The following is a 20,816-nucleotide window of genomic DNA, read 5'->3' on the forward strand; positions in this document are numbered from 1 at the left end:
ACGGTCAGGGCGCTTCGAGGCGGATGCCGAACACGTCCCGCAGCCCCCGCTCACCGGCCTCGGTGACGTGGACGGCGCGGGTGGCGTCGGCACGCCGGATCCACCCCGTCTCGACGAGCCGGTCGAGCAGCCCCCGCCCGAGGCCCCCCGCCAGATGATGACGCTGCTCGCTCCAGTCGACGCAGTACCTGATCAACGGCCGCCGCGCCGGGAAGCGCACCCCGAACCCGGCGACGAACTCGTGCCCGGCCGCGGTGAGCTCGTACCCCACGTCGTGCCCGTACCCCACCGGCAGATCCCGTCCCGCCGGATCGAAGCCCCCGTCCCCGCCGCTCAGCTGCCCCCGTTCGATCATCGACGCCATGAGCTCCACCCCGAGCCGCCCCGCGAGATGGTCGTAACAGCTCCGCGCCACCCGCAGCGCCCGCGCCCGCGTCCCCTGCCGCAGGGACCGCACCGGCGCGACCGGCGCCACCTGCTGCAACGCCTCGATCAGTCGCGCCACCTCGGGCCCCGCCAGCCGGAAGTACCGGTGCCGCCCCCTGGCCTCCACCGCGAGCAGCCCCGCCGCCGTCAGCTTCCCCAGATGGCTGCTGCCCGTGGCCGCGCTCACCCCGGCCTCGTCCGCCAGCCGCCCCGCGGGCAACGCCCGCCCGTCCGCCAGCGCGAGCAGCATCCGGCACCGCCCGGGATCGGCGACCAGCGCCCCCACCGCCGCTATGTCGGTGTCTCCACCCAACCGGACCGTATCCATATGCCCAGGCTATTTCGCCCACGCTTCGACCGCCGTCGACGCATCCCTGCTGGTGTGGCGGTCTCGGACCCCGGGTAGGCCCGCCTCAGGGGGACTGATGACACGCGCCAGAGAAGCACTCAGAGGCATGCCCAGGGCCCGGATGCGCTCGGACGGCGACCGGTGGGCCGGGGGCGAACCGCTGGTCCTGGTCTTCGACGTCAACGAGACCCTGATCGACTTCGAGTCGACGAACCCCCTCTTCGAGAGGATCTTCGGCGACGGGCGGGTCATGCGCGAGTGGCTCGGCCACCTGATCATGTACTCCATGACCATCACCCTGTCCGGCCTCTACGAGAACTACTTCACCCTCGGCCAGGGCCTGCTCAAGATGGTCGGCGACATCCACGGCGTCCGCGTGACCGGCGCCGACCTGGAGCAGCTCAGGGAGGCCATGCTCACCATGCCCCCCCACCCCGACGTGGAGGAGGGCCTGACCCGCCTGGAGTCCGCCGGCTTCCGCATGGTCACCCTCACCAACTCACCCCCCAACCCCCGAGGCGAGACCCCTCTCGAACACGCCGGCCTGTCCCGCTTCTTCGAGCGCCAGTTCACCGTCGAGACCACCCGCGCCTACAAACCCGCCCCGCAGGTCTACCACATGGTCTCCCAGGAACTGGACGTCCCCACCACGAACTGCCACATGGTCGCCGCCCACACCTGGGACACCATAGGCGCCCAGAGCGCCGGCTACACCGCCACCCTGATCACCCGCCCCGGCAACGCCCCCCTCCAGATCGACAGCCTCCCCCAGCCCACCCTCACCACCCCCGACCTCCCCACCCTCGCCACCCACCTCACCCGAATCTGGCGCTAGCCCCATGCCCTGGCAGATCAAACGCGTCTACGACTCCCCGTCCCCCGCCGACGGCTACCGGGTCCTGGTAGACCGCCTATGGCCCCGAGGAATGACAAAGGAGGAAGCCGCCCTGGACCTCTGGCTGAAAGAGATCGCCCCCACCCCCACCCTCCGCACCTGGTTCGCCCACCGCCCCGACCGCTTCGAAGAATTCACCAAGAGATACACCGCCGAACTCACCACCAACCCCGCCCTCGGCCAACTCCTCCAACTCGCCCAGGACCACCCGGCGATCACCCTCCTCTACGCCGCCAAGAGCACCACCGTCAACCACGCCGCCGTACTGGCCGAGTACCTGACCTCGGCCTCGCGATGAACGCGGGCCGCTCTCGTCAGGGCACCTCGGTCAGCTCGATGGTCAGGTCGGGCGGGAGTTCGCCGCCGAGGATGGCGAGGGTCGGTGTGGTGCCGGGGGTGATCGTGACGGTGCCCCAGGCGGTGCCGGCGACGAAGGGGTAGCGGCCGGGGCGGTCGGTCAGGCGTAGGTGGTGGGTGGGGGCGTCGTAGGTGAAGCCGGTGTAGGCGGTGAGGAGGGACCAGCCGGACATGGCTCGCACGTAGTGGTCGCCGCACTCGATCTCGTTGAAGGGGTTGCGGCGGGTGCCGTCGTAGCGGGACTGGACGGCCTCGACGATGCGCATGGCCTCGTCGGTGAGGCCTTCGTGGAGGCAGTGGGCCGCTACCTGGTACTCGACGCCGGTCCAGACCTCGTCGCAGTAGCGGAGGGGGATCTCGGGACGGCCGCCGTGGGGCCAGGTGCAGACGACGAGGCCGGTCTCGTCGCCGTCGGCGAATTCGCGGTAGTCGTGGGGGGTGAAGCCGGTGCGGAGGTTGTGGCGGACGATCGAGGTGAGGGCGGTGCGGACGCGGTCGGGGGGGAGGATGTGGCCGAGGCCCAGCTGGTGGGCCCACCACTGGCCGAGGAGCTGGTCGGAGAGGCAACCCCGGCCGAAGTCGTGGGCCTCGTCGGTCACGGGCTGGGCGTAGTACTCGCCGTTCCACAGGAGCTTGTCGTAGTTGTCGCGGGCGATCTCGAACCGCTTGGTGTAGGCCTCGGCGGCGGGCGGCTCGACCAGGTCGGCCATCGCGCGCATCGCCCGCAGGGCGGCCAGCCAGAGACCGCCGACGAACATGTTCGGGCCGTGCAGGCTGATGTCGTACGTGACCGGCTGGTCGCCCCGGAGCACTCCGTCGCCGCCGGTGTCCCAGGTCGTGGTGACGTGGTCCATGAGGCGGCGCAGCGCGGGCCAGTGCTCGCGCAGCCAGTCGAGGCCGGCGCCGTCGAGGACCGAGCGGTAGGTCTTGAGGACCGCGCCGAGCATGCCGTCGAGCGCGGGCCGTTCGGGGCCGCCGATCGCCACGTCGTGCAGTTGCGGCAGGTAGAGCGGCAGGACCACCCGGTGCGGGACCGAACCGTCGGGTGCCTGCACGGACAGTTCCGTCTCGCGCATGTCGCGGCCGAGGGCGGGGAACAGCCGGGCCAGGGCCTGCTCGTAGTTGAAGACGTGGTTGCAGTTGAGCGGGCAGGAGCCGCCGACGTCGCCGTTCCAGTTGCGGGTGGAGGCGCCGAGCGCGCCCTCGAAACCGTAGGCGCGCCCGTCGGCGGTGCGGAACAGGGTCGGCGAGCGCACCAGGGTGCCCTGGGCGGAGATCACCTCGCGCAGCGGCTCGGGCAGGTCGCTGCCCGCGACCGCGTCGGCCCACGCCCGGGAGGCGGTGTCGAGGTGCTCGCGGCCGGCGAGGTAGGCGTCGAGGACGTCCAGGGCGCCGCCGAAGCGGCGGGCGTAGTGGTTGCCGACCCAGAACCGGCTGGGGCCGTACGGGTGCGGCGGGCCGAACCGGTCGAAGTCCGCGTACCGGTTGGGGAACCACCACGCGTGGACGACGTCGACGGTGGTCGTCTCGCCGGGGCGCAGCGCGAACGCGACCGCGACGGCGGCGTCCCAGGTGTGGCCGGGCTGGCTCGGACCGGACGGTGCGCGCAACGGCGACACCCCGTCCGCGACGGCGGCGCGCAGGGCGGCCTCGCTGTAGTCGCCCAGCTGGACCGGGGTCACGAGCTTCGCGGTCTCGACGAAGCGCAGCATCGCCTCGGCGCTCACCGCGCGAGGGAGCGCCGCCGCCGGGCCGTCGGTCCACAGCAGCATCTCGCCGTACGCGGGGTCGTCCTCGGCGAGGCCCGGGTGGTCCATGAGGACGCCGGTCTGGCCGGGGCGGCGCAGCAGGCGGTTGACGTTGCCGCCGTAGCCCGCGCCGCGGGTGCCGTCGATCGGCGTGACGCCGTCCCAGCCGACCGCGTTCTGCAGGGTGCCGAGCAGCCAGCCGTGCCGCAGCTCGGGGCTGGTGTTGGTCAGGGTGAAGCGGTACCGCACCAGGGGCAGCGCGCTGGCGTCCGGGTCGAGGGGGACGAACGGGGTGAACGCCGAGAGCGACACGGCGACCGGGAGCTCGTCGTCGGTGTAGGTCACCTCGGCGAAGGGGTAGGCGGCGCGGAACTCGGTGCCGGTCACCGTGGGCCAGGACGGCAGCCTGCCGGCGTCGGGCACCTCGGCGTCGGAGACGTTCGGCGCGGGACGTTCGTGTGGCGGAAGCGGCGCCGAGCGCAGCAGCCGGACGACGTCGCCGGGCGGCTCGGTCGAGGAGACCCGCAGCGCGAAGAAGCTGTCGGGCAGGAAGCCGCGGTGGTTGGCCACCCCGGACAGCTGCCACTGGCGCAGCGCGCCGTCGCCGCCGAGAGCCACGTGTCCGGTGCCGAAACCGCCGAGCGGAAACGCGACCGCGCGTCGCGCCTCTCCGGTGTACCGCCTCACCGGCGCCTTCCCTTCGTGGAGTGATACCCGGGCCCGGGTCGTGTGCCGCCCCGGCGGATCTTGATCATGAAATCGATTTCACACAAGCTAGACCGAGGTCACGGGAGGTGTCAAGCGCGGACGCGACCCCGGGGCCCGTTCACCGGGGCCCGGTAAAGTCAGGCGTCATGGCCACGATCTACGAGGTAGCGGCGCTCGCCGGGGTGTCGCCCGCGACCGTCTCGCGCGTCTTCAACGGGCAAACGGTCTCGGAGGAGAAGCAGCGCCTCGTCCGCGACGCCGCCGCGCGGCTGGCCTTCACCCCGAACAAGACGGCCCGCCGCCTGCGCAAGCAGAGCTCGGAGGTCATCGCCCTGCTCATCCCCGACATCGAGAACCCCTTCTACACCGCGCTCGCCCGCGGGGTCGAGGACCGCGCCCAGGAGTCGGGCTTCTCGGTGGTGCTCTGCAACACCGACGACGACCCCGGCAAGGAGCTGCGCTACCTGGAGATCGCCGCGTCCGAGCAGATGGCGGGCGTCATCCTGTCCCCGGCCTCGGACGAGGTGGACCTCGGCGCGATCGTGTCGCTCGGCCGCCCGGTGGTGGCGGTCGACCGCACCACGCCGTACCCGGTGGACGCCGTCAAGATCGACAACCGCGCCGCGGGCATCGCCGCGACCACCGCCCTGCTCGACGCCGGGTACCGCAGGATCGCCTGCATCGCCGGTCCCGCCGGGATCGAGACCACCGAGGACCGCTTCCTCGGCTGGCGCCAGGTCGTCGCCGCGCGCGGCGCCGGCGTGCACGAGGGCTACCTTCGGCACGCGAACTTCCGGGTGGACGGCGGGCACGCGGCGATGCGGGCCCTGCTCGCGCTCGACACCCCGCCGGACGCCGTCGTGACCACCAACAACCTCATGGCCATCGGCGCGCTGCGCGCCCTGGTGGAGGCCGGCATCGCGCCGGAGACGTTCGGCGTGGCCGCCGTCGGCGAGCTGCCCTTCATGGCGCTGGCCCCCGCGACCGTGGTCCAGGTGCGCCTCCCGGCGCGGCATCTCGGCAGGACCGCCGCGTCCATGCTGCTCGAACGCATCGCGGGCGACACCCAGCCGCTGCGCACCGTCGTGCTGCGCGCCGAGGTCAGCAGGCCTGACGAGGACTTATCTCTGTAATCGATGCCATCACGGCGCTTCCCTGATCAGAGGCGGAACGTAACGGCCGGGTTGCGACTATTGACGAAATCGATTTCTTGGACTTCACTGTGGCGCACCCCACAGCCCTATTGAGAGGGATGCAGGCCTATGAACGTCCCCAACCGCAAGGTCGCGCTGGCCTGCGCGACCGCCGTGCTGGCGGTGACCGCCCTTGCGGGTTGCTCTGGCAGCTCGGCTCCGTCGTCCTCCGGCGGCAAGTCTCTCGACATCGTCTACTGGAACTACGGCCCCGCCGCCGAGAGCGGCAACAAGGCCACGGCCGACGCCTTCATGAAGGCGCACTCCGACGTGAAGGTCACCCTGACCCCGGTCACCGGGGAGAACTGGGGCACCTACTACGCGAACGTCGCGACCCTCATCGCCTCCGGCAAGCACCCCGACCTCATGGTCATCTCCGGGGAGGGCGCCCAGTTCGTCCACGCCAACAAGCTCGTCCAGCCGATCAACGCGTACCTCGACAAGGACCCCGCGGCGAAGGCGATCACCGGCGACATCGCCCAGGGCCTCATCGACGGCTTCACCGTCAAGGGCGACATCGTCACGCTGACGTACGGCTGGAACGACATGGTCGTCTACTACAACACCGACGTCTTCAAGAAGGCCGGCATCGACCCGCCGGCCGCCGACTGGACCTGGGACGACTTCAAGGCCATCGCCAAGAAGCTCACCAAGGACACCGACGGCGACGGCAAGCCCGACCAGTACGGCTTCACCTGGGCCAGCAACGAGATCTTCCCCGGGATCATGCCCTGGGTCGCCAACGCCGGCGGCAACCTCACCAGCGACGACGTGTGCGCGGCCACGGCCGACACACCCCAGGTCACCAAGGCCGTCACGTTCCTCAAGGACATGATCGACGAGGGGACCGCCCCGGCGCCCATGCCGATGAGCGACGTCTTCACGAGGTTCCAGAACGGGCAGGTCGCGATGTTCGGCGCCGGCCGGTGGCCGATCGGCACCTTCGTCCCGGCCGGATTCACGGCGTTCGACATCCAGCTCTACCCTAAGGGCGACACCTACAAGACGGTGTTCGGCGGCGCCGGGTACCCGATCCTCAAGTCTTCGCAGAACCCGGACCTCGCCTGGGAATACCAGAAGTTCACCGTGAGCGACGAGATCGAGAAGCAGTACGTCGGCACGCCCGACAAGCCCGGCGACTCCATCCCGTCCCGCCGCTCGGTGGCAGAGACGATCTCCAAGGTCGGTGTACCCCCCGCCAACTCCGACCTGTTCTACAACAGCATCGACAAGTACCCGACCCTCGTGCCGTACCCCGCACCGGCGAAGTACAGCACGTTCGAGTCGACCGTCCTCCGCCACCTGCAGCAGATCTTCGCGTCGGAGACGTCCGTCCCCGACGGCCTCAAGAGCCTGCAGAGTGAGCTGAGCGGCATCGTCACCTGCTAAGGCGGACCATGACCACCAGTAGCACGCCGCTGCCCGGGGCCGGCGACCACGCGGTCGCCGACCCCGGGCCACCGGCCCCGCGCCGCCGGGGCGACGGGGCGGCCGCGCTCGCGTTCCTCACCCCGGCGATCATCACGTTCCTCGTCTTCGTCCTCGCCCCGACGGTCGGCGTGCTCGTGCTGAGCTTCTACGACTGGAACCTGCTCAGCGACGGCGAGTTCGTCGGCCTCGACAACTTCGACCGGCTCCTGCACGACGGGCGGCTGCTCGGCGTGTACGGCTCGACGACCTACATGGCGCTCGCGATCCTCGCCGTCAACGTCGTCGCGGGACTCCTGCTCGCGGTGCTCCTGGAGGCGCGGATGCCCCGCTGGCTGCGCGGGTTCTTCCGGCTGTCGTTCCTCTTCCCGTTCGTGGTGTCGGCCTCCGCGGTCGCCCTGATCTGGCGCTTCCTGCTCAACAAGGACCTCGGCCTGGTCAACTACCTGCTCGGTCTGGTCCACGTCGACCGGATCGACTGGCTCGGCTCCTCGGCCTTCGCCCCGGTGTCCGTGATCATCGTCAACTCCTGGAAGACGATCGGGTTCTCGATCCTCGTCTACATCGCCGGCCTGCAGTCCATCCCGGACCAGCTGCGCGAGGCGGCCATCGTGGACGGCGCGAACGCCTGGACGAGGTTCTGGCGGATCACCTTCCCGCTGCTCTCCCCGACCATCTTCTTCCTCGTCGTGATCAACACCATCAACTCCTTCCAGATCTTCGCCGAGCCGCGCGTGCTCACCCAGGGCGGCCCGGGGGACTCCAGCCGCACGATCGTGGAGTACCTCTACGACCGCGCGTTCGGGGACTTCGACCTCGGATACGCCTCCGCGATCGGCATCACCTTCGCGCTCGTCCTCGTCGTGCTGACCGCCATCCAGTTCTGGTTCTCCCGCAGATGGACGTTCTACACATGACCACCACGACGACCTCCCGCCCGGGGCACCTGCTGACCCGTGCCCTGACCTTCCTGATCCTCGCCGTCGCGGCCCTCGCCATCACCGCGCCGTTCCTGTGGATCTTCCGGGGCGCCTTCTCCGGCTCGGACGCCGAGCTGTACCGGCTGCCGCCGTCCCTGGACCTCGGGAACCTCACGGTGCGCAACTTCGGCCTCGTCACCGAGCAGGTGCCCTACTACCGGTTCTTCCTCAACTCGATCATCGTGTCGACCGTCATCACCGTCGCCCAGCTCATCACCTGCTCGACGGCCGGTTACGCCTTCGCGCGGCTGCGGTTCCGGGGCAAGGACGCGCTGTTCGCCGTGGTCATCGGGTCACTCATGATCCCGATCCAGGTGACGATCGTCCCGCTCTTCCTGGTCATGTCGAAGATCGGCCTCACCAACACGCTGTGGGCGCTCATCCTCCCCGGGATCTTCAGCGCGTTCGGCATCTTCCTGCTGCGGCAGCACTTCATGACGCTGCCGCGCGAGCTGGAGGAGGCCGCCAGGATCGACGGCGCCGGTCAATTGCACACGTTCGCCCGCATCATCCTGCCGCTGTCGGGGCCGTCGCTCGCGACGCTCGGCATCCTGTGCTTCACCTACTGGTGGAACGACCTGCTGCTTCCCCTGGTGATGATCAGCGACACCGAACGCCAGACGCTCCCGGTCGGCCTGGTGCTGCTGGCGGGCCGCTTCTCCACCGGGTCGCTCGGCACCATCGCGGCGGGCATCGCGATGGCCATCGTCCCGGTCCTGATCGTGTTCGTCGCGGCGCAGCGCTACATCGTGCAGTCCATCGCCTCCAGCGGGCTGAAGCTTTGACGCGGTCCGGTACGCGCACCGCCGCCGCGACGCTGCCGTGGCTGGTCTGGCGCGGCGTGCGCGTGTGCTGGCGCGAACTGCCCCGCAGCGCCGCAGCGGGGGCGTTCTTCCTGGCCACGGCGGTCCCGCTCACGGTGGCGATCGTCGTCGCGGCCCCGGTCGCGATCATCGCCGCCGCGACCGTGCCCCCATCGCTCGCGCTGACCGGCCTCGCCCGGTTCGCCGCCGCGACGGCCCGCGGCGACGGCCCGCGGCTCGCGGCGCTGCGCCGGATCGACCCGGTGCTCGCCGCGCTGCTCGCGGGCGGCGTGTCGCTCGCCGCGCTCGCCCTGGCCGCGGGCGGCGCCGCCGAGGTGGGAGGCGCCGCCGGGTGCGCCGGGCTGCTGCTCGTCTTCCCGTACGCCCTCGCCTACGGCGCGCTGCGCGACCGGCGGGGCCTGGCGGCCTTGCGGGGCGGGGCGATCCTCGTCGCGTTCCGCCCGAGCTGGGCACTCACGCTCGTCGCCCTGGGCTGCCTCGGCGGTTTCGCGGTCGCGGCGTCCACCGGGGTCCTGGCGGCCGTGGCGGTCCCCCTGCTGCTCGCCGTCACGGCGTCGCAGACGCTCGGGCTGCTCGACGAGATCGACGCACTGCAAGGCCGCGCATGAGCGACGGCGCCACCGGCGCGAACGTGACGATCTACCAGGTGGCCGCCCGGGCCGGAGTCTCTCCGGCGACCGTGAGCCGTGTGCTGAACGGCGCCCGGGTCTCGGCGGAGTCCGAACGTCTCGTGCGCGCCGCGGCCGAGGAGCTGGCCTTCACCCCCAACCGGACCGCCCGGCGGCTGCGCCGCCAGTACTCGGAGGTGATCGCGCTGATCATCCCGGACATCGAGAACCCGTTCTTCACCGCGCTCGCCCGCGGCGTGGAGAACAGGGCCCGGGCCGGCGGCTACTCGGTCGTGCTGTGCAACACCGACGACGACCCCGCCCGCGAGTCGCGGTACATCGGCATCGCGCTCGCCGAGCACATGGCCGGCGTCATCCTGGCCCCGGCGGGCGACGCCAGCGACGTGAGCCGTCTCGTCGCGCACAAACGCCCCGTCGTCGCCGTCGACCGGAGCCTGAACCGGCCCGGCGTGGACGCCGTCACCGTCGACAACCGCACCGGAGGACTGTCGGCGGCCGAGTCGCTGTTCGCCGCGGGCTTCACCCGGGTGGCGTGCATCACCGGCCCCAGCTCGGTCGAGACCGCCCAGCTGCGCATGGAGGGATGGCGGCAGGCCAGCCGTGACCGCCACGGCGCGGGCGGCGACGAGCTGCTGCGCTACGCCGACTACCGCGTCGACGGCGGCCGCGCCTCGATGGCGGAGCTGCTCGCGCTGCCCGAGCCGCCGGACGCCGCGTTCGTCGCCAACAACCTGATGGCCGCCGGAGCGCTCGACGCGCTGCACGACGCCGGGCTCACCCCGCCGGAGTTCGGCCTCGCGGTCTTCGGCGACCTGCCGTTCGCCGCCTTCGAGCGGCAGGGCATCCGCGTCGTCGACCTCCCCGCGCGGGGGCTCGGCGAGGCCGCCGCGGCCCTGCTGCTCGACCGCATCGCCGGCGACGACGGCCCGGCGCGCACGGTGGTGCTGCGCACCGAACGGATCTCCAGGGAGAGGCAGTGACCGGAAAGGTTTTCCTCGGCGTCGACATCGGCACCTCCAGCAGCAAAGGCGTGCTGGTCGACGCCGCGGGCCGCGTGCTGGCGTCCGCCGTGCGCGAGCACGAGGCCGCCCGCCCGCGTCCCGGCCACGTCGAGATGGACGGCGAGCTGTGGTGGGCCGAGTTCCGCGACCTCGCCGCCGAGCTGACCACGGGCGCCGACGTCGCGGCGGTGGGCGTGAGCGGCATGGGCCCCTGCGTCCTGCTGACCGACGAGGACGGCACACCCCTGCGCCCCGCGATCCTCTACGGCGTCGACACCCGCGCGGCGAAGCAGATCACCGACCTCACCGCCGAACTGGGCGGCGACGAGGCGATCCTCGCCCGCTGCGGCTCGGTCCTGTCCTCGCAGGCCGCCGGGCCGAAGCTCAGGTGGGTCGCCGAGAACGAACCGGACGTCTGGCACCGCGCTCGCCGCCTGTTCATGCCCGCGTCGTGGCTCGTCCACCGCCTCACCGGCGCCTACACCCTCGACCACCACTCGGCGAGCCAGTGCACGCCTATGTACGACATCGAGGCACTCGGCTGGTACCGGCCCTGGGCGGACCACGTCGCGCCAGGGCTGGAGCTCCCGCAGCCGGCCTGGTCCGACGAGATCGCCGGCACGACCCGGGAGCCGCTCGCGGGCATCCCCGCGGGCACCCCCGTCGTCACCGGCTCGATCGACGCGTGGACCGAGGCCGTGAGCGTCGACGCGCAGAACCCGGGCGACCTCATGCTGATGTACGGCACGACCATGTTCCTCGTCGCCACCGTCGAACGGCCGCTGCGCACGCCGTCGATGTGGGGCACGGTCGGCACGTACCGCGGCTCGCACAACCTCGCGGGCGGCATGGCGACGTCGGGTGCCCTCACGGGCTGGCTGCGCGACCTCTCCGGCGCGCCGGACTACTCCACCCTGCTCGCCGAGGCCGAGGCGTCCGGGCCGGGGGCGAACGGCCTGCTCGTCCTGCCGTACTTCGCGGGCGAGCGCACGCCGATCCAGGACCCCGACGCCCGGGGCGTCATCGCCGGGCTGACGCTCAGCCACACCCGGGGCGACCTCTACCGCGCCGCGCTGGAGGCGACCGCCCTCGGCGTGCGGCACAACATCGAGGCGCTGCGCGCCGCCGGCGCGGACGTCCGGCGCGTCGTGGCGGTCGGCGGCGGCACCCGCGGCGGGCTGTGGACACGCGTCGTCAGCGACGTCACCGGCCTGCCCCAGGTCGTCCCGGCCACGACGATCGGGGCGTCGTACGGCGCCGCGTTCCTCGCGGCGCGCACGACCGTCGCGGCCGACATCACCGCCTGGAACCCCCCGGCGCGGACCGTCACCCCCGACGCCGCGCCGCGACCGGCCTACGACGAGCTCTACGCGCTGTACCGCGAGCTCTACCCGGCCACCCGGACCATCTCCCACACCCTCGCCGCCCGGCAACGGGCCCTCGCCTGACCTTCGCGAAAGGACTCACTCATGACCGGCTACGCGTTCCCCGCCCCGCCGAGCCGCCCGGCCGCCCCGCCCCGGACCGCCTACCTCATCGCGAGCGGAGACCTGCGGCCCGCGGCCAACCTCGCCGGCTGGCCCACCCAGGTGAAGATGGAGGCCGACGTCACCGCCGCCTTCGCCGAGCTCGGCTGGACGGTGGTGCGGGCCCACCCGCTGGACCCCGCCACCGGCCACGGGTTCATCTCCAGCCAGCGCATGGGCCTGGAGGTCTTCAAGGGCATCCCCGCCGACGCGCCGCTGATCGTCGCCGAGGCCGTCTGGCAGTACAGCCACCATGTCCTCGCCGGGCTGCGCACCCACCGCGGCCCCATCCTCACCGTGGCGAACTTCGCGGGGGACTGGCCGGGGCTGGTCGGCCTGCTCGGCCTCAACGCGGGGATGGCCAAGATGGGGGTCGCGTACTCGACCATCTGGAGCGTCGACTTCACCGACGACTGGTTCAAGGCGGGCATCAAGAGCTGGGTGGACACCGGCACCATCGTCCACGACCAGTCGCACGTGCGGGACCTGCCCGAGCTGCCCGAAAGCTCCGAACGCGAGCTCGGCCACGCGCTGGCCCGGCAGCTCCTCGCCGACAAGGCCATCATCGGGGTCTTCGACGAGGGCTGCATGGGCATGTACAACGCGATCATCGACGACGAGCTGCTCAACCCCATCGGCATCTACAAGGAGCGGCTCTCGCAGAGCGCCCTGTGGGCCGAGATGCTGACCGTCTCCGACGAGGAGGCGGACGCCGTCGGCGACTGGCTGGTCGCCAGGGGCATGACGTTCCGCCTCGGCGTCGACGAGGCCACCGAGCTCACCGCGGCGCAGCTGCGCTGGCAGTACAAGATGTACGTCGCGGCCCTGCGCATCAGCGACGACTTCGGCCTGGACGCCGTCGGCATCCAGTACCAGCAGGGCCTGAAGGACCTGTCCCCGGCCTCCGACCTCGCCGAGGGCATCCTCAACAACGCCGACCGCCCCCCGGTCACCTCCCGCGACGGGTCCCGGGTGCTGTGGGAGGGGCGGCCCCTGCCGCACTTCAACGAGGCCGACGAGGGTGTCGCCGTCGACGCCCTGGTGACCAACCGCCTGTGGACGGCCATGGGCCTGGACCCGGCCACCACCCTGCACGACGTCCGCTGGGGCGAGGAGTACGACGGCAGCTTCGTCTGGGTCTTCGAGATCTCCGGCTCCGTCCCGCCGTCCCACTTCGCGCGCGGCTACGCCGACGCCGTCGGCTGGCGCCAGGACCCGGTCTACTTCCCCCTCGGCGGCTCCACCATCAAGGGCGTCTGCAAGCCCGGCGAGATCGTCTGGAGCCGCGTCTTCGTCCAGGACGGCGCCCTGCACGCCGACCTCGGCCGCGCCTCGGCCGTGTCCCTCCCCGCCGAGGAGACCGACCGTCGTTCCAACGCCACCACCCCCGCCTGGCCGATCATGCACGCCGTCCTGCACGGCGTGACCCGCGACCAGTTCATGGCCCGCCACAAGGCCAACCACCTCAACGTCGCCTACGCCCCCGACGCGGAGACGGCGGACAGGGCACTCGTCGCGAAGGCGGCGCTCTTCGCCGAGCTGGGCGTCGAAGTGCACCTGTGCGGCACGGCGGGCATCGCCTGACGGCACGGTCGTCGGGGGGCGGCGAGCCCCCCGCACGGTCCGTTCACCGCCGGCCCGCTCAGACCCCCAGCCGTACCCTGCCGGCCGCGACCGTCCTCACCGGCTTGAACCCCTTGACGACGAGCCACCCCGCCAGGCTCAGTTCCCACGCGAACACCGGGACCGCGGTGGCCGCGCCCAGCACCGAGACCTGCTCGTACATGTCGAACATCACCGCGATCGCCGACCCGAACACCAGCGGGCCCCCGACGAGCCCCAGCACGCCGATGAACCGCGGCACGAGCCCCGACGCGTACATCACGTACGCCAGCAACGTGGTGCTGGTCCCCAGCACGAAGTTCGGCCCCATCAGGAACGTCCAGTCGTGCACCGCCACCAGCGCCTTGCCGGCGACGACGAGCGCCGACGCGTCCGCGCCCTCCGGGTCCCGCCGTAGCGTCACCACCGCGAGCAGGCTGACGATCCCGACCACGATGACGGCCGCCTCCAGCACGCGAAGCCCGGCGTACCCGAGTGCCGCCCCCTCGCGGTACTTCTTGACGACGGGGAACAGCGTCACCGCGGTACCGACGATGGCGAGGACGACGATCCCCTCGAGGATCGCCCCCAAGAGCACCCGCGTGTCGGCACCGGCGCCGAGAACGTATCCGGCGTCCTTCAGCACGGGGTCGTACAACACGAGCGCCGCGATCGAGGCGACATGGGTGATGAAATAGAACACACCCGCGATCACCGCGGTCTTCCTGGTCGACGTCACCGGGACTCCCTTCATTGGACGAGGTCCGACCCGCCGAGAGCCCGCCGGACGAGCCGTCCCGTTCCGGCACCGAAGCGCTCTCTGTGGTCACGCCCCGATCCTGACAACCAGCCCCGCCCCGCCTCATCGCCACAACGGCCCGCATGGAGTCAGCCGATCGGCCGATGACAATCCCCGCCTCCGGCGCTCCCAGTCCCGCCGCCCCACCCGCCCTCGGATCAAGCCCTATTTGAGAGTTCTCGATACGGCCCCCCTGGAAGCGGCCCCTTCCCTCGCGTAAAAGTCTCACAAAGCAGTTGAATGAGATGCTTGAAGGGAGAACACCAGGTCAAGCCCGTCTTCGAAGGGATCCGCGTGACCGAGAACGACATCATCGACTTCGTCTCCGCCCTCCCCGGCACCGCGGCCATGACCGCCGACGAGGCCGGCGGAGCCCCCGAGGTCGCCTGGGGAGACACCTTCTTCTTCTACGACCCGGACGACGACCCCGCCGCCCGCCGCCTCCCCTTCGCCACGATCGTCACGAAGGACTACGCCGGCTTCGACACCGCCTCCGACCTCGACCGCCCAGGAATCTTCCGCCTCAACATCGCCGTGGGCCGCACGACCTTCACCGAACTGACCGGCTACCCCCCGGCCGCCCACCCCGAGCACCACGACACCATCGACTACACCGCCACCGACCGCATCCTCCCCCACCCCGTCTACGCACCCCAGTCCTGGATCGCCATCCTCAACCCCGCGGCCGTGACCACCCCCCAGGCCCGCGCCCTCCTCCAGCAGGCCCACACCCAGGCGGCGAAGCGCCACCACCGCCGCCCCGCCGGCTCGTGACCCGGCCCGAGGCGAAGGGCCGGCGGGACGGTCATGATCGGCCGTCCCGCCGGCGATCCGGCTGGTGAGCGTGCCGCCTCAGCTCTGGGCGACCAGCCGGTAGGACTGGGCGGCCGTGCCGTTGCAGGTGTACTGGACGAGTTGCACGCCGTCGGCGGTGGAGGCGGCGGGGACGTCGAGGCACTTGCCGCTGTTGCGGTTGACGAAGTGGAAGTAGCCGCCGCCCTCGGAGACCGGTTGCCACTGCTGGTTGTTGCCGCCGCCGTACGTCCAGGTCTGGATGGGGGCGTTGTCGGCGGTCGACACGTTGGTCACGTCCAGGGCCTGGGCGCTGTTGCCGCGGTTGCTGACGCGGACGTAACCACTGCTCGTGGGGGCGAATTGATACTGCTGGGCGTTGGTCGCGTTGCAGGTGTACTGCTGGATCGCGGTTCCGTTGGCCGTGCCGGCCGCGCGGGCGTCGACGCACTTGGCGTTGCCCTTGTTGACGACCGAGTACCACGTGGTGGGGGAGATGGTGTCGGTGGGGGGAGGAGGCGTGGTGCCGCCGCCCAGCCAGAGCAGGCCGTTGATCAGCCACTGGTTCTGCTGGGGGCTCGCGAAGGTCGACGACGTGCGCGTGTTCGTGGAGTAGTTCATGCCGTTGTGGCCGAAGTTGGCGTACAGCATCTTGTACCGCGTGTTGGTCCACATGATCGGGTAGAAGCCGCTGCGCCACTGCTGGTTCGGGTCGCTGCCGACCGGGAAGCTGGAGGCGTCGATCGACGCGAGGATGTCGATGTCGGGGTTCTGCCGCAGGTCACGGCTCCATGAGTACCACTCGCTGACCGAGGACTGGATGGTCGCGGGCAGCCCGGCCGTGGACGGGTGGCCACGGTCCTCGATCTTCAGGGTCTCGGCGGTGGGTGCCCAGGTGTTCGTCTGGAACGCGCCCGACCCGAGCAGGGTGTTGTAGTACCAGCTCCACGAGTTGGGGTCGGTGGTGAACGCGCTGACGTGGAAGCCCATCCACGCCCCGCCGTTCTGCATGTAGGTCTGGAACGCCGCCCGCTGGCTCGCGGGCGGGGCGTCGTCCAGGAACATGATGACCTTGTACTGCGACAGCCCCGAGGAGCTCAGGCGGCTCCAGTCGGTGGTCGCCTCCCAGGTGAAGCCGTACTGGGCGCCGGCCGCGGGGAACCATTCCCTGGCCTCTTTGTCGAAGTCGATGTGGGCGGCGTCCCAGGTGCCGTTGTAGAAGGCGAGCACCTTGAACGGCGCGGCGGCCTGGCTGGTGGCGGGGCTGACGGCGAGACCGGCGGAGGCCGCGACGGTGATGCCGAAGAGCGCGGCGAGGAAGCGTTTCCCGAATTTTCTGGGCACAGGGATCCTTCAGCGGTGGGGGGTGGCTGGTGCGCGGCCTTCCTTAAGAAAGTTTCCTAATAATTAGCCTGCGCTGACGTTACGATCGGCCGCCTCCCGCTGTCAATGGCGGGGTCAGAGGGCGGCGCCGGACCGGGCCCGGGGCGCGACACGAAGATCACGTGTTCGGCGCCTGTCGTGGTCGTCCGATTACAGAGAGTAACGTCTCCGTGCGGTCGAACCGCGAGTAACCCTCACTACAGAGCCGGAGTTCAGTTTGATGTCACGACGATCCAGATCCACACTCCCCGCCCTGGCCTGCGCACTTGTGGCGCTGGTGGCCGCATGGGGGACGCAGGTGGCGGCCGGCGCCGACGCGCACGCCGCCCCCACCGCGCGGCAGAGCGTCACGCGGGCCGCCGCCGCGCCCTGCGTGCGGCCGGGGCAGGCGACCTACCCCGTCAGCTACTACTGGAAGAACATCTTCGGCATGAGGCTGGGCAGCGGGGCGGTCTCGGTCGACACCTCCCCGTCCCTGTGGGGCGGCCAGATCACGCCGGGCGGCACGTTCACCCTTACGCTGACGCACCGCACGGCCCAGTGGCCGCTGCTGGTCTCCCGCTACACCACCACGTGGGACCTGTCGTCGCTGCTGGCCAACGCCGACGTCGTCGGCCAGTCGGGCGCCGGCACCATCAGCGGCAACAGCCTGTCGATCACCTCGCAGGGCACCAAGACCGACCCGGCCCCGAAGGTCATCACCTTCAAGGTGCGGCAGGGCACCGTCGGCGGCAGCATGACCATCCGCCCGACCGGGATCAGCAGCGTCGTCGCCGCTCCGGGTGAACTCGGGAACAACACCCCCGCCCCCCCGATCCAGATCGTCGGCGGGCAGTCCATCTCGCCCACCAGCGCCGCGAACGACACCGCCACCACCACGCAGGGCAAGGCCGTCTCCGTGCCCGTCCTGTCCAACGACACCGCGGCCTCCCCGGTGATCAGCGGCGTCACCGCACCCGGCAACGGCACCGCGACCGTCTCCGGCGGCACCGTGAACTACACACCCTCCCCGGGCTTCGCCGGCACCGACACCTTCACCTACACGATCATCACCGACTGCGGAACCAGCACCGCCACGGTGACCGTCACCGTCACCTGCGCCTACAAGCCGGTCAGCCTGGTCAACGGCAGCTTCGAGGCCCCGCCCGTCGCCACGGTCGACTACAACATCCCCGACGCCTCGACCAACCCGAGCGTCGGCTGGCACACCACCGCCACCGACAAGAAGCTGGAGATCTGGCGCGGCCAGGGCGCCGGCGGAATGCCCGTCCCGTCCGCCGACGGCGCGCAGTTCGCCGAGCTCAACGCCAACCAGGTCTCCACCCTCTACCAGGACCTGCCCACCGTCCCCGGCACACCGATGACCTGGTCCCTGTACCACCGGGGCCGCCTCGGCACCGACGTGATGCGCGTCCTGATCGGCGCCCCGAACGCGACCGTTCCCCAGACTCCCACCGGAGCCGCTTCCCCAGACCTCTCCGACGGCGACACCGCGTGGGGCTACTACACCGGCACGTACATCGTGCCCCCGGGCCAGACCACCACCCGATTCGCCTTCGAATCGGTGTCGGCCGCCGGAGGCACCCCCACAGCCGGCAACTTCCTGGACGGCGTGACGTTCACCACCCCACCCTGCCCGGCCCCATCCGGAACCGCACCCAAACCGGCGCGCCTCAGCACCCGCTGACCGGCCATTTCCCCAGGGAATGGCACGCGGAAAGAATGATAGACAACGGTCACCTCGGGCCTAGGGCGGGGATTACACCCTTCGGGGTTTTTGCCGGAGTCACCGCTGAATGTGGACCATAAAACCATATCGGCGCCGGCGGACACCCCGAAATCGTCGCTGTCCTAGGTGCCTTTTCCTGCCGCGAGACGACATTCGTGCGGCGCGAAAGCGCTACCTCGCCGGAGAGGATGCCACGGTGCGCGGGCAGGGATCGGCCCCCGGGCGGGACACCGCCCGGGGGCCCGCGGTCATCGGCAGGGGATGCCGTTGAGCTGGAAGTTCGACGGGGCGGGGTTGGCGCCCTGGTTCGTGCCGTTGTAGCCGATGGTGACGGTGCCGCCCGGGGAGATGTTCCGGTTCCACGAGAGGGCCGTGGCCGTCACCGCCGTACCGGTCTGCGACCACACCGCGCCCCACCCGGAGCCCACGCGCTGCCCCGCGTCGGGGTAGTTGAAGTTGAGCTGCCATCCGGCGATCGTGGTCGTGCCGGTGTTGGTGATCGACACCGACGCCGTCATGCCGCCGTACCAGCCCTGGGAGCTGTACGCCACCCGGCAGTTGCTCGGTGTGGGCGTGGGCGAGGGGGTGGGGGAGGGGGACGGCGGTGGGACGATGTCGTTGTAGATGGTGACGTTGATCTTTCCCGACGGCGGGCTTTCCGCGCCCCAGCGGTCGACGGCCACGATGTACAGGGTGGCCACGCGCGATGGCGTGGTGCCCGAAGGCCAGTCCACCGTGAACCTGCCTTCCAGGGCGTCGGGCCCGAACGTGGCGACCTTGATCTTGGTGCCGTTGCTGCGCTCCTCGAACACCTGGTAGCAGGCGAGCCCGTCCGGATCGGTGGCCGCGGTCCAGCGCAGGTGCACGTAGATGTTGACGACCGACACCGGCTGCGGCGTGCCCGGCGCGGTGGGCGGCGTCAGCGGCGGACTGCTGGGCGGGTAGGTCTTCGGGTCGTAGCACGGCCACAGCAGCGACGGCGAAGCCGCGGCGGCCACCGTCCTGCCGGTCGGAGCCTCACGCGAGGAGGCGCTCGCGACCGCCGGGATCAGAAACCCCGCGGCGATCAGCATCGAGGCCGCCCAGGAGACAGTCAGTCGACCTTTCACGAATTCGCCTTTCCACGCTGCCGGAGTGCCCACCCAGCACGAGCATGCGAGGCGGGACGGGGCCTGGTCAACGGCGGAGTGGACCGGGTGAGCGTGCCCGGAGAAGCGTGAGCAGGTGGCGGCGTTCGACGAGATCGTCTGGTCCCGTGGCGCGATGAAGCTTTCACGCTCCGCCACCCGAGCGCATCCGGCTCGACTGGGAGAAGGCGGGGACTTCCGATGCCCCGAATAGGCCTCATCACGATAGATGGCGGGAAATCGGTAAAACGGTGCGGCATGGTTTCTTCGGTCTTCGGCGGTGCTCATTGTGCCGTGGGATGAGGATTTCCTCCCCGGCCTTCTGATACCTCGTATATCGCCCCAGGTGAATCGATGGTCACGGCGATAGTATTCGCCGGGTCATAAACGAATTCACCAGGGGAGTATCATGTCCAAAAGGCCGCTGTTAATGAAATTCGCGATTCTGGGGGTCGCCGTCGCCACGCCGATGGCGCTCACCACGGTCGAGGCCTTCGCCCAGGTCGCCGCCGTCCCGCACTCCAGCCGTGCCGCCGCGGCGGACGTGACCCGGCAGAGCGTCATCGACCGGGCGAAGACCTGGAATCCCGGCACCGCGCAACGCGTGCCGTACAGCCAGAGCAAGTACCACAACGGCTACCGCACCGACTGTTCCGGCTACGCGTCGATGGCGCTCGGGCTGAACGCGCCGGGGCCGAACACCGTGACGCTCGCCTCGCCGGGTGTGAGCACCCCGATGGCGATGGGGGACCTGCTCCCCGGTGACCTCGTCATCGACGCCATCGGCGACAGCAACTCCCGGCACGTCGTGATCTTCGAGGGGTGGGCGAACGCCGCGCGCTCGTCCTACTGGGCCTACGAGCAGCGCGGCGGCTACGGCACCGACCACCGTGTCCTCACCTACGGCCTGAACGCCGGCAGCCAGTTCCGCGCCTACCGCCCCCGGGTGCTCGGCGGCGGCGGCGATCCCGGAACCGGCGGGAAGTTCTGGGTCGACACGTTCGCCAACGCGACCGGCTACCGGGAACCGAACTCGGGCGACCCGCAGGGCACCCTCGACAAGGGCACCAACTACGTGTACTGCCGGGTCTGGGGCGCCGAGGTCCGGCACGGCGGCGAGTTCAACCACTGGTGGCTGCGCACCGACCTGGACCACACCAACCCCGGCAAGAACGGCCGCGGCGCCTACGTCTCGGCGTACTACCTCGGCAAATGGGGCAACGACGAGGCCAAGGACAACGCGGGCCGCGACCTGCCCAACTGCTGAACCGGCCCGCGCGCGCATGACGGCGCCCTGTCCCCCGGACGAGTGTCCGGGGT

The 20,816-nt window shown here is 70.8% G+C and carries 18 protein-coding genes; 13 read left to right on the forward strand and 5 right to left on the reverse strand.

Features of this window, described 5'->3' with window-relative positions; genetic code table 11:
* Positions 1–4: 4 nt before the first annotated feature.
* Positions 5–754, reverse strand: a complete 750-nt coding sequence (locus ACFP1K_RS08825) for an ArsR/SmtB family transcription factor (protein ID WP_380748894.1) — start codon at positions 752–754, stop codon at positions 5–7.
* A gap of 127 nt (positions 755–881) precedes the next feature.
* Between ACFP1K_RS08825 and ACFP1K_RS08830 the strand changes: the two genes are divergently transcribed.
* Complete coding sequence (locus ACFP1K_RS08830) at positions 882–1,610, forward strand: haloacid dehalogenase type II (RefSeq protein ID WP_380748896.1); 729 nt, start codon at positions 882–884, stop codon at positions 1,608–1,610.
* 4 nt (positions 1,611–1,614) lie between these two features.
* On the forward strand, positions 1,615–1,968 hold the full coding sequence (locus tag ACFP1K_RS08835) for a DUF488 domain-containing protein (protein ID WP_380748899.1): 354 nt from the start codon (positions 1,615–1,617) through the stop codon (positions 1,966–1,968).
* 16 nt (positions 1,969–1,984) lie between these two features.
* On the opposite strand, the gene ACFP1K_RS08840 is transcribed toward ACFP1K_RS08835, so the two are convergent.
* Positions 1,985–4,462, reverse strand: a complete 2,478-nt coding sequence (locus ACFP1K_RS08840; protein ID WP_380748904.1) for a GH116 family glycosyl hydrolase — start codon at positions 4,460–4,462, stop codon at positions 1,985–1,987.
* A 167-nt stretch (positions 4,463–4,629) separates the two neighbouring features.
* Between ACFP1K_RS08840 and ACFP1K_RS08845 the strand changes: the two genes are divergently transcribed.
* From ACFP1K_RS08845 to ACFP1K_RS08880, 8 genes are all read left to right on the forward strand, one after another.
* Positions 4,630–5,616 (forward strand): LacI family DNA-binding transcriptional regulator, encoded by a 987-nt coding sequence (locus ACFP1K_RS08845; protein ID WP_380748907.1) that lies wholly within the window; start codon positions 4,630–4,632, stop codon positions 5,614–5,616.
* Positions 5,617–5,745: 129 nt separating this feature from the next.
* Positions 5,746–7,065, forward strand: coding sequence for an ABC transporter substrate-binding protein (locus ACFP1K_RS08850; protein WP_380748909.1), 1,320 nt, complete (start codon positions 5,746–5,748; stop codon positions 7,063–7,065).
* An 8-nt stretch (positions 7,066–7,073) separates the two neighbouring features.
* Positions 7,074–8,021, forward strand: coding sequence for a carbohydrate ABC transporter permease (locus tag ACFP1K_RS08855; RefSeq protein ID WP_380748911.1), 948 nt, complete (start codon positions 7,074–7,076; stop codon positions 8,019–8,021).
* Positions 8,018–8,869 carry a carbohydrate ABC transporter permease gene (locus tag ACFP1K_RS08860; RefSeq protein ID WP_380748913.1) on the forward strand — a complete coding sequence of 284 codons (852 nt, stop codon included), beginning with the start codon at positions 8,018–8,020 and terminating at the stop codon, positions 8,867–8,869. Before ACFP1K_RS08855 ends, ACFP1K_RS08860 begins: the two co-directional genes overlap by 4 nt.
* Entirely contained in the window at positions 8,866–9,516 is a 651-nt protein-coding gene (locus ACFP1K_RS08865; protein WP_380748915.1) for a hypothetical protein, read from the forward strand. Before ACFP1K_RS08860 ends, ACFP1K_RS08865 begins: the two co-directional genes overlap by 4 nt.
* Complete coding sequence (locus ACFP1K_RS08870; RefSeq protein ID WP_380748917.1) at positions 9,513–10,517, forward strand: LacI family DNA-binding transcriptional regulator; 1,005 nt, start codon at positions 9,513–9,515, stop codon at positions 10,515–10,517. Before ACFP1K_RS08865 ends, ACFP1K_RS08870 begins: the two co-directional genes overlap by 4 nt.
* The gene (locus ACFP1K_RS08875; protein ID WP_380748919.1) at positions 10,514–11,986 is read left to right on the forward strand and encodes an FGGY-family carbohydrate kinase; all 1,473 of its coding nucleotides are present in this window, start codon (positions 10,514–10,516) and stop codon (positions 11,984–11,986) included. The genes ACFP1K_RS08870 and ACFP1K_RS08875 overlap by 4 nt, the downstream gene beginning before the upstream one ends.
* Positions 11,987–12,007: 21 nt before the next feature.
* Complete coding sequence (locus ACFP1K_RS08880) at positions 12,008–13,648, forward strand: hypothetical protein (protein ID WP_380748921.1); 1,641 nt, start codon at positions 12,008–12,010, stop codon at positions 13,646–13,648.
* Between the two features lie 58 nt (positions 13,649–13,706).
* On the opposite strand, the gene ACFP1K_RS08885 is transcribed toward ACFP1K_RS08880, so the two are convergent.
* Complete coding sequence (locus ACFP1K_RS08885) at positions 13,707–14,405, reverse strand: DUF4386 domain-containing protein (RefSeq protein ID WP_380748923.1); 699 nt, start codon at positions 14,403–14,405, stop codon at positions 13,707–13,709.
* A gap of 354 nt (positions 14,406–14,759) precedes the next feature.
* Here ACFP1K_RS08885 and ACFP1K_RS08890 point away from each other — a divergent pair, with 354 nt between their 5' ends.
* The gene (locus tag ACFP1K_RS08890) at positions 14,760–15,239 is read left to right on the forward strand and encodes a DUF6194 family protein (protein ID WP_380748925.1); all 480 of its coding nucleotides are present in this window, start codon (positions 14,760–14,762) and stop codon (positions 15,237–15,239) included.
* A gap of 78 nt (positions 15,240–15,317) precedes the next feature.
* On the opposite strand, the gene ACFP1K_RS08895 is transcribed toward ACFP1K_RS08890, so the two are convergent.
* Entirely contained in the window at positions 15,318–16,601 is a 1,284-nt protein-coding gene (locus ACFP1K_RS08895; RefSeq protein ID WP_380748927.1) for a ThuA domain-containing protein, read from the reverse strand.
* Between the two features lie 259 nt (positions 16,602–16,860).
* Between ACFP1K_RS08895 and ACFP1K_RS08900 the strand changes: the two genes are divergently transcribed.
* Positions 16,861–18,327 (forward strand): Ig-like domain-containing protein, encoded by a 1,467-nt coding sequence (locus ACFP1K_RS08900; RefSeq protein ID WP_380748929.1) that lies wholly within the window; start codon positions 16,861–16,863, stop codon positions 18,325–18,327.
* Positions 18,328–18,617: 290 nt separating this feature from the next.
* Here ACFP1K_RS08900 and ACFP1K_RS08905 read toward each other — a convergent pair whose 3' ends face one another.
* Positions 18,618–19,478 (reverse strand): cellulose binding domain-containing protein, encoded by an 861-nt coding sequence (locus tag ACFP1K_RS08905; RefSeq protein ID WP_380748931.1) that lies wholly within the window; start codon positions 19,476–19,478, stop codon positions 18,618–18,620.
* A gap of 448 nt (positions 19,479–19,926) precedes the next feature.
* On the opposite strand from ACFP1K_RS08905, the gene ACFP1K_RS08910 reads away from it, so the two are divergent.
* Complete coding sequence (locus ACFP1K_RS08910; RefSeq protein WP_380748933.1) at positions 19,927–20,763, forward strand: hypothetical protein; 837 nt, start codon at positions 19,927–19,929, stop codon at positions 20,761–20,763.
* Positions 20,764–20,816: the final 53 nt, after the last annotated feature.

This window comes from Sphaerisporangium aureirubrum, assembly GCF_042658925.1.
GTDB lineage: Bacteria > Actinomycetota > Actinomycetes > Streptosporangiales > Streptosporangiaceae > Sphaerisporangium > Sphaerisporangium aureirubrum.